Consider the following 14,002-nt stretch of genomic DNA (forward strand, 5'->3'; position numbering starts at 1 on the left):
GCATTGGCGCATGGTCAAAACCCCCCGCCGAAAAACGGGGCCGTCAGAGATTCACAGTATCGGGGAAAGGTCGTCCAAAACGTTCCGCTCTCCGGGTCGCAAATGCCCGAACACGGAATTTATCGCATGGAAACGTGAAGGTTGCAAGATAGCGCCGCGGGCCGCCATTATGAGCGCATCCCGACGCAAGAATCGACCGATTTGAGCGTCGACGGGCCGCAGATAGGCCTCGTCGCCGGGCGGGTCATCGGCCCACAGCCGCAGTCACGCATGGGCCAGGGAGATCTTCTACCCCGCCCGCCACGTCCCGAACCGCAATTCTGCACCAAGCAGTACGAGCCGGTCTGCGCCCGGCGCGGCGACCGCCAGACCTTCGCCAATGCCTGCCTTGCCGACCGCGCCGGCTATCGCATCGTGCGCGACGGCCCCTGCCGCGACGGCGGTGGTGGTGGCGAAGAGCAGACCTTCTGTACTCGTGAATACGCGCCCGTCTGGGCCCGTCGGCGTGGCGAGACGCGCACCTTCCCCAACGCCTGCGAAGCCCGCGCCGCGGACTACCGCATCGTTGGCGGCGGGCCGTGCTGAGAGGCGTTGCCCTCTTCCTTCCAGCAGGGAAGAAGGCAGGCGCCGCTTGCGAGCGAGCCCATTTGCCGGCAACGCAATGGCCGAGGCAGACAAGCAAAGCCTTGAACCTTTGGCGCCAATGGCCTAGATCGCGGCAGGCGGACAAACACGGCAGGTTTCCCATTAACAGAGATCAGAGAAGAGCGGCGGGTGCGGGAGTCAGGTCTGGCGCGGCCAAGTCTGGCGCGGGAGGCCAGCCGCCGCTGGGCCTCGACCAGTATGTGCAGCAGGCGCTGCAACTGCACCAGGCCGGGCGCCGGCAAGAGGCTGAGTCAATCTACCGGCAGGTGCTGGCGCGTCAGCCCAAACACGCGGCGGCCGCGCATTTCCTGGGATTGCTGCTGCATCAGACCGGGCGTAGCGAAGAGGGGCTGGAACTCCTCGAACAGGCTGTGAGCCTGCAGCCGACGAATCCCGATTTCCTCAACAATTTCGGCACGGTGATGCGCGACCTTGGCCGCGTCGCGGCGGCGATCGATTTCTTCCGAGGCGCGGTGGACCTGCGGCCGGAACAGCTGGCGGCGCGCGACAACCTCGGTTCGTCGCTGAAGCAGCTCGGCCAGTTCGAGGAGGCCGAAGAGGTCTATCGCGGCACGGTCGCGCGCAATCCATTTCATGTGCGCGCCCGCATCGGGCTTGCCGAAACCCTGCAGGAAGCCGGGCGGCTGGACGAGGCGCTGTCTGCTTTCCGCGAAGCGCTCGCGATACGCCCGAAGGATGCCGACCTGTTGCACGGGCTCGGCGTCGGGCTGATGGAAAAGGGCAAGCTCGACGAGGCGGCGGATCTGTTCCGGCAAGCAGTGGAGGTCCAGCCCGCCATGGCGCGTGCCTGGCTAATGCTGACGCAGGTCAAGCGGCAGAAGGAGCGCGACGCCGAATTGGCCGGCATGGAGGCCCAGCATGCCAAGGCGCCGCAGGACAGCCTGGCCCGCATGCAGCTGTCCTTCGGACTCGGCAAGGCCAACGACGATCTGAAGGACTATAGCAGGGCCTTCGACTATTTCGCCGAAGGCAATGCCATCCGCCGCAAGGGCATCGACTACGATCCCTTGAAGACACGCGCCGAGTTCGAGGCGATGAAGACGGTATTCGATGCCGGCTTCTTCGAAAGGCACAGGCCGAGCGCGATCGCCGATGACGCGCCGATCTTCGTCGTCGGCATGCCGCGCTCGGGCACGACGCTGGTCGAGCAGATCATCGCCAGCCATCCGCAGGTCTATGGCGCGGGTGAGCTCAGCATCCTGAAGAAGGCGGTGGGCAAGCAGTTTCCGTCGAACATGCCCGGTGGTTTCCCCTGGGGCGTCTCCGACGCGGACGACGCGGATTTCGCCGAGGCGGGGCAGGCCTATCTCGACATGCTGCACACCCGCTACCCGCATATGCGCCACGTCACCGACAAGATGCCGGGCAACTTCCTGCTCGTCGGCTTCATCCACATGATGATGCCGAAGGCCAGGATCATCCACTGCGCCCGCGATGCGGCGGCAACCTGCCTTTCGATCTACAAGGTGCATTTCCGCGGCGACAGCCATCGCTATGGCTATGATCTTGGCGAACTCGCCGACTTCCACAATCTCTACACCGACATCATGGCGCATTGGCACAAGGTGCTGCCCGGCGTCGTGCATGATGTGCGCTACGAGGATTTCGTCGCCGATCAGGAAGGCCAGAGCCGGGCGCTCATCGACTATCTCGGGCTGCCCTGGGACGATGCCGTGCTGTCGTTCCACGAGACCGACCGGCCGGTGCGCACGGCTTCCGCCGCGCAAGTGCGCCAGCCGATGTATCAAGGCTCTGTCGACCTGTGGAAGCGCTATGGCGACAGGCTGAAACCGTTGCTCGACAAGCTGGATTAGCGCCCTCCTTATGGATTAGCCGAAGCCCACCCAGCTTCGTCATCCACGGGCGGAGCAGCCGCGAAGCGGCGTCGCGAAGACCCGAGGATCCATGCCGCGACGTCGATCGAAGGATGCAACGGCGCAGAATTCTGCACCATTTTCAACGCTTTAACGTCACGGCATGGATCTTATGGTCTGCGCCGCGTCGCTGCGCTCCTTGCTCCGCCATAGGATGACGAAGCGATAGCGTTCCGTCGCTCCTCAAAGCTCCAGGAACGGCTGGAAGCCGCCGAAGATCATGCGCTTGCCGTCGAACGGCATTGACGACCAGTCCATCTTCAAGCGTTCATCGGCCATCACCTTGGCCATGACCGCGTCGCGGCTCTGCCTCGACTCGTAGACCACCCAAGAGAAGATGACGACCTCGTCGTCCTTGGCCTGCACGGCGCGCGGGAACGAGGTCAGCTCGCCGTAAGGCACGTCGTCGCCGACGCATTCGACATAGGCGAGCGCGCCGTGCTCCTTCCAGATGGCGCCGCCATTTTCAGCCATTTTCTTATACGCATCGAGCTTTGCCTTGGGCACGGCCAGTACGAAACCATCGACGTAGGACATGGTGGATTCCTTTGTTGAAGTGGAGCGCCGGGTCGGCAGGGATGCAGCCCGGCGCAGGTGAGCGCATCACGCCCTTGGGGAGGGGCGCCGGCTCGCCAGTTTACTTGACCGGCGCGTTCATCGCCCAGGCAACGCCGAAGGGATCCTTCACCTGGCCCCAGCGATCGCCCCAGAACATGACCTGCAACGGCGTCACGACCTCACAGCCGGCGTCGACGGCACGCTTCCACCAGGCATCGATATCGTCGCTGCCGAGATGAAGCTGCAGCGTGTAGCCTTGCGCCGCCTGATGTGGATGGCCGTGTTCGGGATAGGCGTCGCCCAGCATCAGCGTCGAGCCGTTGATGTGGAGATGGATGTGCATGGTGCGGCCCTTCTCGTCCGCCGGATAGGAAAAGACCTGCTCGGCGCCGAAAGCCTTCTTGTAGAATTCCGCGGCCTTGAAGGCGCCGTCCACCTGGAGATAGGGGGTCAATCCGCCGAGCACTTTCGCCCTTGGCTGAACTGGGGTCTGGTCAGTCATGTCTTGCTCCTCTTTACGTTCGGTTTGGGCCTCGCCAATCATAGGACGCATGAGGTGATGGCTATCCTACACGGCCGTCAAATTTTTCTCGCGGACCGAGCCTGGAGAGGCGGGCCGCCGGCGGGCTTGACGCATGGTTGACTGGCCGTGGTCATATGACCTTGGCAGAGAAGGTGGCCGCGCGACGGCTGTTCTTGGCGTCGAAGAGTTCCGGAAAGCCGATGTCCTTGCGCAATTCGGCCGGCAGCGAAAGCAGGATGCGCTCGCTGCGGTGGCGGGCGCGCGCCGCCGCATAACGGGTCGCAATGCGTCCGATGGATGAAAGAACCGACATGATGCATTCTCCCTGGGTTGGCGCCGGCATCATCGTGTCGGCGTCCCAAGGACGTGGCATCGGGCGGCGGTCCGACAGATCGGGCAGAATTTTCTGTACGGGTGTGCGCCGGCCCGTTGTTTTCGACGGGCCGGCTACGTTTCTCAGGCCGCGGCCTGTGCCACCTGGCGGAAGAAATCCTCGGGGTCCTCGACCTCGGTCAGCTTCCGCTTCTCGATCAGCCAGAAGCGATTGCCGATGGCGCGGATGAAGGAGCGGTCATGCGAGGCGAGCACGCAGCTTGCCTCGTGCGCCAGCAGTTCAGCTTCCAGCGCTTCCTGGCCGTCTATGTCGAGATGATTGGTCGGCTCGTCGAGCAGATAGAAATTGGGATTGGCGAGCCTGAGCGCCAGCATCATCAGCCGCGCCTTCTGGCCGCCGGACAGCACGCCGATCTTGCGCTCCTGCACGTCGATGCTGACGCCGGCGCCGGCGAGCAGCGAGCGGGCGCGCTGCTCGCCGACATCATGGCGGCGCGAGACCATCGCCACTGGCGTGTCGTCGCCGCTGATGCCCGACAGGGCATGATCGCTGTAGCCGAGCACCGTTGACGGCGTCACCTTCACGTTCTCGGCGGTTTCCGGCTCGAGGATGGCGTTGCGGATCAGGGTGACGAAACGCGACTTGCCGACGCCGTTGCGGCCGAGCAGCACGATGCGGTCGCCCTGGCAGATGTGGCGCCTGCCGGTCCTGAACAGCAGTGTGCCGTCGGGCGTTTCGACGGCCGCGTCGTCGAGCGTGATCAGCACCTTGGCATGCGTGCCGCGATTGGCCAGCCTTATGGTACCGGCCGAGCGCTCGCGATGCGCCGCGACAGCCGCGTCCTCCAGCTTTTCCGCGCGGTCCTTGAGCTGCCTGGTCTTGACCGTCAGCAGGTCGCTGCCGGAATTCATGCCGATGTTGTTGAGCTTGGCCGCCTGCTTGCGCAGTTGCTGGGCCACCTTCATGTCGCGCTCGAACTTGCGGGCCGTCGAGGCGTCGACTTCGTCCAGCGCATTCTTGGCCCGCGAATAGGGGAGAGAAAACACCGGCGATTTTTCCGGGCGCAGGAACAGCGTCCGGTTGGTGGTCGCGTCGAGGAAGGCCCGGTCGTGGCTGGCGATCACCACAGGTACCTCACGCGGCAGCGCGTTGAGCCAGGTTTCCAACTGGCTGATGCGGGCGAGGTCGAGGTGGTTGGTCGGCTCGTCGAGCAGCAGCACATCCGGGTCGGTGACCCAGACGCGGGCGATCAGCGCCAGCCTTTGCCAGCCGCCGCTCATCGCCTGCATGGGTCGCCCGCGCATGTCCTCGGGCACGTCGAGCGAGTCGAGAACGACGTCGACACGCCACATCTCGCTGTCGGCTTGCTCGGCCGGCAAGGCATCGGCCACCACCTGCTGGAAGGTGCGGCCAAGCAGGGCAGGGGGAACCGACTGTTCGACATGGCCGATGCGGAGGCCGCGTGTGCGGGTGATGTCGCCTGATGTCGGTTCCATCTCGCCGGTCAGGCATTTCAGCAGGGTGGACTTGCCGCGGCCGTTGGCGGCGACGATGCCCAGCCTGTCGCCGCTGCCGATGGTGAGGTCGAGGTTCGAGAAGAGCGGCGCGCTCATGGTGACGCCGAGGGATTTGAGGCTGATCAGGGCCATTGTGATTTCTCCGGTCTGTCCGGAGGCAAACTCCGGTTCGATGCACTTTGACGGTGCGCGTGCCGGCCATCAGGCTAGGATTGCGCACCACGAAGGGCAGACCAAAAAATCGAAGCGGGAAAAACCCGGACCGTCCCTGGTCAGCCCTGCAAGCAAGCTCGCAGGGCGGAAATCGGGCCACGCTGACGATGGTGACGATAGAACGTAAACACCTGAGCCCTCCTTTCAGACGTTCGAGTGTGGGGATTGGCTACACCAAAGGCGGGGCGGATGGCAAGGCCGCCGCCTGCGGCGCTACCTTGGCGCTACACGGGAATGGGTCCAGCACCAGCACGCAGCCGCCGATGATCGCCACCGCGCCGAAAGCCTGGATGAGGGTCAGCGCCTCGCCGAGCATGACAGTGCCAACCAGCACCGCGATTGTAGTTACGGCGAATTCGACGCTGATCGCCCTGGTCGCGCCGATGCTGGCCACCAGCCGGAAATAGACGACGTAGGTCATCGCGCTCATCACGCAGGCGAGGATAGCGAGGTAGAGGAAGTCGACCGCGCGCGGCAGGGCCGGTACCGGCACGGCGAGGAGCAGCGGCAGCGTCATCAGGCCGCCGAACAGGAAGGCGGCACTGGTGACTTCCCACGAGCCTGCAGAGCGCAGATGGCGATTGGCGTAATTGCTGCCGAAGGCTGCCGAGCACGAACTGAACAGGGACGCGGCATAGCCAAAAGCGAAGGGCGCCGTGATCGGGACGGCGGGAAAGCCGACCAGAACGATGATACCGGCGGTCCCGAGCAACAGTCCCGCCAGCCCGCGAACGGTTATGCGCTCAAGCCCCCACAATTGGCTGATGATCATCGAGAACAGCGGGATGGCAGCAACAAGGATGGCCGCCATCGCCGTGCCGATGCGCGGCGTGGCATAAGACAGGCCGATCAGCTGTGCCGCTACCGTCGTTGCGCCGACCATCGCGAAGGGCCGCCAGCCGGCGCTGAAATCGAGCTTGCGCCTCGTCGCGGCGGCAAACAGAAAGAGCGTGATGCCCGCGACCAGCGACCGCAAGGTGACCGCGCCGACCCAGCCAAAAGCATGCACCACCTTGAGCAGCACCAGGAACGACAGCCCCCAAGTGACGGCCAGAAACCCGTAGGCGGCGATGTCTCTGGGTTTCATGGTTGGTGGGGAAGGTTGTTGCGGCTTGCTGCGGCTTATCGTTTCCGCCGGAAGGTGGCAAGCGCGAGCTCATGGGCCAGCCGACGGCACGACGAGCCGGACTGCCGGGGTTTGCGCTGCCCCTCATCGCCCTGCCGGGCGTTCGTCGTTCCAAAAGCCAAGCAATTGGCGTTTCGTCCGCTGCGCGGACCACTTCTCAACTCCCCGTATAGTGACGGGGAGAAGGACGCTGCTGCCAACTTATATTTCGCCAATCGCCAGCGTTGCAGGACGGGCGCGAGGTCGCGGCCAGCTGACTTCTCCCCGTTTACGGGGAGAAGGTGCCGGCAGGGGGATGGGGGGCAGCGCGACGCTCGTTTTCAGAAGCCACGCGCCTGAACTCCCTCTCCCTATCGTCCCGGCCGACCTGTCTTGCCTGGGCGGCGCTTTTCGCGGCGGGCATCGCCTGGATCCTCATAAGAGCCGATGCCGGCGCGCTGACGGACAATCGGTTTGGCGGAATCGTCGCGCTCCTTCGCGCCCCCCTCTGTCCTGCCGGCCCCCACAACGGGTGGGATCGGCTGGAGCCTGGCCGGCTTCTTTCCTTCAACGGGCGTTTCGGTCCGCCGCACGGTCATCTCGTCCAGCGAATTCTTCTTGAACAGCGGCTTGGTCGGTTCGCCGGGGATGCCGAAGTCGGACCCATGCGCTTCGGAGGCCGACTGTTTCTTGAACAGCGAGCGTGACACCGCACCGGCCGGCGTCGGCATGTCGGTGCCGGGCCCCATGTCGTCGATCGACGGCTTGGCGAACAGCGGCTTCTTCACCGGCACGGCGCCGTCGGCGCCCATCTCGTCGAGCGCGGGCTTGCGGAACAGGTTGGGCCGGGCGGCCTTGGCCGCCTCCTCCGCGGCACGTGCTTCGTCGAGCTTGCGGAAACGCTCCTGTTCCTCCACCGTACGATGTTTGGCCACGCCCTTGTTATGCTTGCCCTTTTCGCGGCCGGAGGCGGGGCTTTGGCCTTCCACCTCGCGCGCCAGCGGATCGTCGGAGATTGACAGTTCCATCTCGCGCAGCCGCTTGATCTCGTCGCGGATGCGGGCCGCCTTCTCGAAGTCGAGATTGGCGGCGGCGTCGCGCATCTGCTTGTCCAGCGCGTCGAGATGGGCCTTGAAATTGTTGCCCATCATGGCGCCGGCACTGTCGGTGAACTGCGAGATGTCGGCACGGACGTGGTCCTTCTCGTAGACCGAGTCCAGGATGTCCGAGATGCGCGACTTCACCGATTCCGGCGTGATGCCGTTGGCGGCGTTCCACTCCATCTGCTTTTCGCGGCGGCGGTTGGTTTCCGCCATAGCCCGCTCCATCGAGCCGGTGACCTGGTCCGCGTAGAGGATGACCTTGCCGTCGACGTTGCGGGCGGCGCGGCCGATGGTCTGGATCAGCGATGTCTCCGAGCGCAAAAAACCTTCCTTGTCGGCGTCGAGGATGGCGACGAAGCCGCATTCGGGAATGTCGAGGCCCTCACGCAGGAGGTTGATGCCGACCAGCACGTCGAAAGCGCCGAGGCGCAAATCGCGCAGGATCTCGATGCGCTCCAGCGTGTCGATGTCGGAGTGCATGTAGCGCACGCGCACACCTTGCTCGTGCAGATATTCGGTCAGGTCCTCGGCCATGCGCTTGGTCAGCACCGTCACCAGCGTGCGGTAGCCGGCCTTGGTGGTCTCACGGATCTCGCCGACGACATCGTCGACCTGGCTCTTGGCCGGGCGCACCTCGACCGGCGGATCGATCAGCCCGGTCGGGCGGATGACCTGCTCGGCGAAGACGCCGCCGGCCTGCTCCATTTCCCAGGCGCCGGGCGTCGCCGACACGGCGACGGAGAGTGGACGCATGGCGTCCCATTCCTCGAAACGCAGCGGCCGGTTGTCCATGCAGGACGGCAGGCGGAAGCCATATTCGGCCAGCGTCGCCTTGCGCCGGAAGTCGCCGCGATACATGCCGCCGATCTGCGGCACGGTGACATGGCTCTCATCGATGAAGACCAGCGCATTGTCTGGAATGTACTCGAACAACGTCGGCGGCGGATCGCCCGGCTGGCGGCCGGTCAGATAGCGCGAATAGTTCTCGATGCCGGCGCAGGAACCGGTGGCTTCCAGCATCTCCAGGTCGAAGCGGGTGCGCTGCTCCAGCCGCTGCGCCTCCAGCAGGCGGCCGGCGCGTTCCAGTTCGACCAGCCGCAGCTTGAGCTCTTCCTTGATCGACTTGATCGCCTGGTTCAGGGTCGGGCGCGGCGTCACATAGTGCGAGTTGGCGTAGATTTTGACGCTTTTCAGCTCGCCGGTCTTCTGGCCGGTCAGCGGATCGAACTCGGTGATTGCCTCGATCTCGTCGCCGAACATCGAGATGCGCCAGGCGCGGTCCTCAAGGTGGGCGGGGAAGATCTCGATCGTGTCGCCGCGCACGCGGAACGAGCCGCGGACGAAATTGATGTCCTGCCGCTTGTATTGCTGGGCGACGAGATCGGCGAGCAGGGCGCGCTGGTCGAGCCGGTCGCCGATCTGCATCTGGAAGGTCATCGCCGTATAGGTCTCGACCGAACCGATACCGTAGATGCAGGACACCGAGGCGACGATGATGACGTCGTCGCGTTCGAGCAGCGAACGCGTCGCCGAATGGCGCATGCGGTCGATCTGTTCGTTGATCGAGGATTCCTTCTCGATAAAGGTGTCGGTGCGCGGGACGTAGGCTTCCGGCTGGTAGTAGTCGTAGTAGGAGACGAAATACTCCACCGCATTGTCGGGGAAGAACTTCCTGAACTCGGAATAGAGCTGTGCGGCAAGCGTCTTGTTCGGCGCCAGGATCAAAGCCGGGCGCTGCGTCTCCTCGATCACCTTTGCCATGGTGAAGGTCTTGCCGGAGCCGGTGACGCCGAGCAGCACCTGGGTGCGGTCGTTGTTGTCGACGCCTTCCACCAGGTCCTTGATGGCGGTCGGCTGGTCGCCGGCCGGCTCGAAGTCGGACACCATCTTGATGGCGATGCCGCCTTCGGATTTTTCCGGGCGGGCAGGGCGGTGCGGCGTCCACAGCACGCCGTCCTTGTGCAGCGGATTGCCGGATTCGATCAGCGCCGACAGCGCGGCCACGGTGGCGGTGACGCCACTCGACGTCATCGTTTCGGCCTCTTCCAGCGAAACATCGAGGCCGGCGACCGGATTGAGGCCCGCTGCCGCGCGTTCACGGGCGGTGGCCGCGCCACCCATCGAGGTGCCGCGCGCGGTGCGGCCCGGCGCGGCGGAGCGCTCGGGAATTTTCTTCGACTTGGCGCCATCCCTCCCCCCCGAGGGGAGAGTGGCGGCGGAGCCGCCGGGTGGGGTCGGTTCGACCGGATTCGGCGCCTCTTTATGTCGAGCGCTTCCTCCGGCGACCCCCTCTGTCGCCCTCGGCGGCATCTCCCCCTCAGGGGGGGAGATCAGGTGGCGCCCTTCGCGTTCTGCTTCCTGCTCGATCTGCTCGGCCCAATCGGAGATCGAACCGGTCAGCGGGGTGCCCGACAGTTCGGGTTGCGGCATCTCGGCGAAGCCGCCCTTGTGCAGCGGCTCCGAGGCGTCGAGGAAATCGGTCAGCGGGCTGCGCCGCTTCGGCGCGGCGCGGTCGTCATTCGCCGTCGGCGGCGTTCTTTTGTCGGGGGATTTGGCCATGTCCCGAATATGGGATTTCCTGGCGAAAATGGAAAGAGCGGGATGGAGCGAGGCGCAGCGCCTGCTCCGGCTCCTGACAGCAGGCTGTCAGGAAGTGGCAACTGCCGCGGCGCCTTTCAGTCTTCAGGCACCGCGTGCGTTATCCGACGCCACCTGGGTCGGCGATCCGCTTAAGCGTGGCACTACGACGAGTCGTGTGACCTTGCCCTTCTTGAAGGCGGCGAGGAAGCGCGCATAGTCCCTGAAGACGACGCAGCCATTGGACTCGGCGCGGCCGCCGCGCAGCATGTAGGTGTGGGCGAGCAGGCCGTTGCGGTTGTATTTGTTGCCGCCGCCCACCGGTGTCAGGCGGATGGCCTCGACGCCATGGAAGCGGGACTCGCGCAGCGACAGATTGTAGGTGTTGGGCGGCGTCGGACCACGATCCTTCACGTGGACATAGCGCGGCTGGTCGACCATGGCGCCCAAGCCCGAATGCGCCTCGAGCCGCTGGCCATCCGGCATGTAGACGGTCTTGGCCGAGATGTCGTAGACGGCTACGCCGTGGCCGGCTCCGCTTCCGGCGCTCGGCCCGCTGAACAGGTTCCTGAACGCCTGGCCGAGGCCGCCCGAAGGCGTGTCGGGCTTGGCGTAGGCCAACGCGTCGCCGCCATCACCAGACCGCCCTTGCCGGGCCGGCTGCCTGGCCTGCTGGACCGGTTTGGCCTGCGGAAGCGGCTTCTGCTCCACGATCCTGGGCTGTGGAGCCGACTTGTCCTGCTCCACGGCCTTGGGCTGCGGCGCGTCGTATTGCGGGCGACGCGTCGGCAGCGGCACGTCATCGGTGAGCGCGTCCGGCAGCGAAGCGGCGTCGCCGGGCTGTTCCTGCCGGGTCTCGACAGGGGCAACCGCGACGTCGGCCGAGGATTCGGTCATCGGCAGCGGCGAGGCGAATGCTTCGTCCTCGACCGGCATCGACTGCACGAGGGCAAGCGCCAGCTGCGCGTTATCGGGCGTCTCCGACTGGGCAAAACCCATAGGCGCCGGCGCGGTCTGGACGACAACGGAACCCGTGTCCATACGGGCGAAGCGCTCCGCCGCCGGGGGCGGCATGTCATCCGACAGGCTGGCCACGACCTGGACGGATGGCACCAGCGATGCCTCGGTGATTTGCGGCGTGGCGCTGGAAATCACGGGACGGGCGTTGGGGGCGGCAGCCGGCTTCCCGGCGCCGGCGAAGGCCGCAGCGAGCCTGGACGGCGACAGCGACGCTTCCATGCGTTCGAAACGCTCCTGCGACTTCGACTTGACGGTCGGCGGGGCGACAGCAGGTGCCGGCTTTGCCCGCGCCACAAGGCGCGTGGATTTCTCCGCCCGGGGGCTCACCGCGGCGAGCCTGAAGCAGCCAGCACCGCATTGCACGGCATGGTCATGCAGGGCATGGGCACCGCCATGGGCGTTGGCCAGCACGAAAGGCGCCGAAGAACTGAGGAAATGTTGTTTCAGCGGATCGGCGAGCGCGAGCGAGCCCGGCATGGACAGCGTCGGCGGCAGGCCGCTTGACGTCGACGACAGGGAAGCGCCGACGGAGCTGAGGCCAACCATCGTGCCGACCAGCCATAGGCTTACGGCAGCACCGACGCCGGGCACCGCCACCCAGCGGACGATCCGTTCAGGGTTGAAGGATGAGGCACGTGGCGCGTCGCAGGCGTTCTCGCCGTCCCAACGCTTGTCCCCGACGATTTTCTTACTCAAGAACGCCATGCAACCAATCTTGCTCCAATCGGCTCCCACGTCCGCGGCTGTGATAGCCGCGACGACCATTCTGTGAGTGATCCCAGGTGGTCCCCGACGCGTTTGCCGCGCCTGTCGTTAGTTGCCGATTGCTTTAAAATATGGACAAAGTTGGTTAACCAATCCCTCTCAAAACCAACCGAGAGACGTGGACTTTGTGCCAAAAAAGGCTTGTCCACGACCATGCACGCGGTATTGCAGCCCTTCCAAGGGTGTTTTGCTGCCTGTTTTTGCCGGCCAAGTCAAGCAAAACAGCCTCTGCTAATGTTTGTAGTAAGGCGGTTCGGCGGTGCCTGCGGCAATCGGGCACGCCATCCGCCGTTCGCCTGGTCACTGAAAACGCCTGCGGCACCCCGCAAAACCGTTGCCATATTGCCAGAGATTTTCGGGCCGGCAGGCTCAAGGCTTCTGCCTTCCTTGTGCTGCGTGCCCGTAGGTGCGGCGGGGCAATGGCGCCAACTGCGGAGGAAGCCAAGCCTCAGTTGAACCAGAGCGCGAAAGTCAAGAACCCGCCGCCGCCGAACTCGCGCTGGATCTGGTCGAAATCCTCGCTGGTCAGAATCTTGCCGCTTTCGAGGTAGGGCGCGATGCCGGGGCCGGTGATCGACAGAACGAGGTCGAAAGGCTTGGGCTCGTCGAAGAAGCGCTTCATGTTGATGCCCTTGCCGGTGATGCGGAAATGCGGCAGCAGCACACGCCCGTCCAGCAGATCCTCGGCCATGGTCAAGGTGGCGAGCCAGGCCTGCACCTGTTCCTCGCCGACTTCGAGACCGGTGAGCGGGTTCTCACCCTTCTGCTGCGGGCCGGGCAGCCATTCGCGATCATTGTCTGTTTCGGCGCGGATCGCCTTCCAATCTTCGCGCGACAGCCGGATCATTTCGAGCAGTTCCCGACGCGCCGCCTTGCGGCGCTCCGGCTCGACCACCGGCCAGTTGATGAGATGCACCATCGAGATGAAATCGGCGATGCGCCATTCCGAGGAGAAGATGTTGCTGCCCACGTCGCTCGGCGGCGGCACGAGAATGTCCTGCAACGGCAGTTTGGCGCGTGGGAACAGCATGTGGAAGGAGCCGTCGAACATGCCCCTGAAATCATGCGCCAGCCAGAAATCGGCCTGCGCCATCAGGAACTCGGCATAGCCCTGCAGCCAATAGCCGTCGGCGCGGTCGAAGCGGAAAGTCAGCGCGGGCGTGGCGTCGCCCTGCGAGATGCTGCCGCGCGACAGCGCGGCCATGATGGCCGCCATGCTTTCGTCGGGCGCGATCGCGCCGTCCTCATTGAGGTCGATACCGACATGGGTGAGGTCGATGACCATGCCGATATCGGCATCGGCCGGCACCGAACCAAGCGTGGTGGCGGATTTTTCCAGCCGGTCGCGGAAGGCGACCAGGATGGCGCGGAACTGCTCATAGGTGAGCGGCTCGGGGTTGGGATTTTCTGGTACCGGCAATTGCATCAGCGGCAGCATGAAGGATCGCGGGCTCTCGAAGCCATGGCGGTGCAGGCCGCTGGCCAGCAACTCCAGCGCGGTGAAGAACTCGCCGGCGCCCGCGGCATAGGCCGATGCGGGATCCTTCGGCGCGGCCGCCTCCAGCGTCGAAAGCGCACTGTCGCGCGCGGCCACGGTCTTCGCCTGGAAAAGCGCGGTTGCCGCTTCGGGCATGGCGGCGTTGGCGGAAGACAGGGGCACAAGGACAATGAAGGCGGATGCCAGCAGGCTTGCTATTCGTGTCATCGTTCCCTCCCGTGCATGTGTTCCCGGCTACCATACACATAC

General features: G+C 64.9%; 10 protein-coding genes. 2 read left to right on the forward strand and 8 right to left on the reverse strand.

What is annotated here, in order from left to right:
- The first annotated feature begins 246 nt into the window (after positions 1-246).
- Together FJ938_RS06475 and FJ938_RS06480 are read left to right on the forward strand one after the other, a co-directional pair.
- Positions 247-585 (forward strand): Kazal-type serine protease inhibitor, encoded by a 339-nt coding sequence (locus FJ938_RS06475; protein WP_246673224.1) that lies wholly within the window; start codon positions 247-249, stop codon positions 583-585.
- 260 nt (positions 586-845) lie between these two features.
- Complete coding sequence (locus FJ938_RS06480; protein WP_140692204.1) at positions 846-2,480, forward strand: tetratricopeptide repeat-containing sulfotransferase family protein; 1,635 nt, start codon at positions 846-848, stop codon at positions 2,478-2,480.
- 243 nt (positions 2,481-2,723) lie between these two features.
- Here FJ938_RS06480 and FJ938_RS06485 read toward each other — a convergent pair whose 3' ends face one another.
- The 8 genes from FJ938_RS06485 to FJ938_RS06520 all read right to left on the reverse strand — a co-directional run bounded on the left by FJ938_RS06485 (position 2,724) and on the right by FJ938_RS06520 (position 13,960).
- The gene (locus tag FJ938_RS06485; RefSeq protein ID WP_140692206.1) at positions 2,724-3,077 is read right to left on the reverse strand and encodes a DUF1428 family protein; all 354 of its coding nucleotides are present in this window, start codon (positions 3,075-3,077) and stop codon (positions 2,724-2,726) included.
- A 100-nt stretch (positions 3,078-3,177) separates the two neighbouring features.
- Entirely contained in the window at positions 3,178-3,600 is a 423-nt protein-coding gene (locus tag FJ938_RS06490; protein WP_140692209.1) for a glyoxalase/bleomycin resistance/extradiol dioxygenase family protein, read from the reverse strand.
- A gap of 151 nt (positions 3,601-3,751) precedes the next feature.
- On the reverse strand, positions 3,752-3,934 hold the full coding sequence (locus tag FJ938_RS06495; protein WP_140692212.1) for a hypothetical protein: 183 nt from the start codon (positions 3,932-3,934) through the stop codon (positions 3,752-3,754).
- Positions 3,935-4,077: 143 nt separating this feature from the next.
- Complete coding sequence (locus FJ938_RS06500; RefSeq protein ID WP_140692215.1) at positions 4,078-5,604, reverse strand: ABC-F family ATP-binding cassette domain-containing protein; 1,527 nt, start codon at positions 5,602-5,604, stop codon at positions 4,078-4,080.
- Positions 5,605-5,854: 250 nt separating this feature from the next.
- On the reverse strand, positions 5,855-6,772 hold the full coding sequence (locus FJ938_RS06505; protein ID WP_140692218.1) for an EamA family transporter: 918 nt from the start codon (positions 6,770-6,772) through the stop codon (positions 5,855-5,857).
- A gap of 389 nt (positions 6,773-7,161) precedes the next feature.
- A complete protein-coding gene (gene uvrB / locus FJ938_RS06510; RefSeq protein WP_140692221.1) occupies positions 7,162-10,452 on the reverse strand; it encodes an excinuclease ABC subunit UvrB in 3,291 nt (1,096 codons plus the stop codon).
- Between the two features lie 123 nt (positions 10,453-10,575).
- Complete coding sequence (locus FJ938_RS06515; RefSeq protein WP_140692224.1) at positions 10,576-12,195, reverse strand: DUF2778 domain-containing protein; 1,620 nt, start codon at positions 12,193-12,195, stop codon at positions 10,576-10,578.
- Between the two features lie 508 nt (positions 12,196-12,703).
- A complete protein-coding gene (locus FJ938_RS06520; protein ID WP_140692227.1) occupies positions 12,704-13,960 on the reverse strand; it encodes a hypothetical protein in 1,257 nt (418 codons plus the stop codon).
- Positions 13,961-14,002 lie beyond the last annotated feature (42 nt).

Source organism: Mesorhizobium sp. B2-4-14 (assembly GCF_006442155.1).
Classification (GTDB): domain Bacteria; phylum Pseudomonadota; class Alphaproteobacteria; order Rhizobiales; family Rhizobiaceae; genus Mesorhizobium.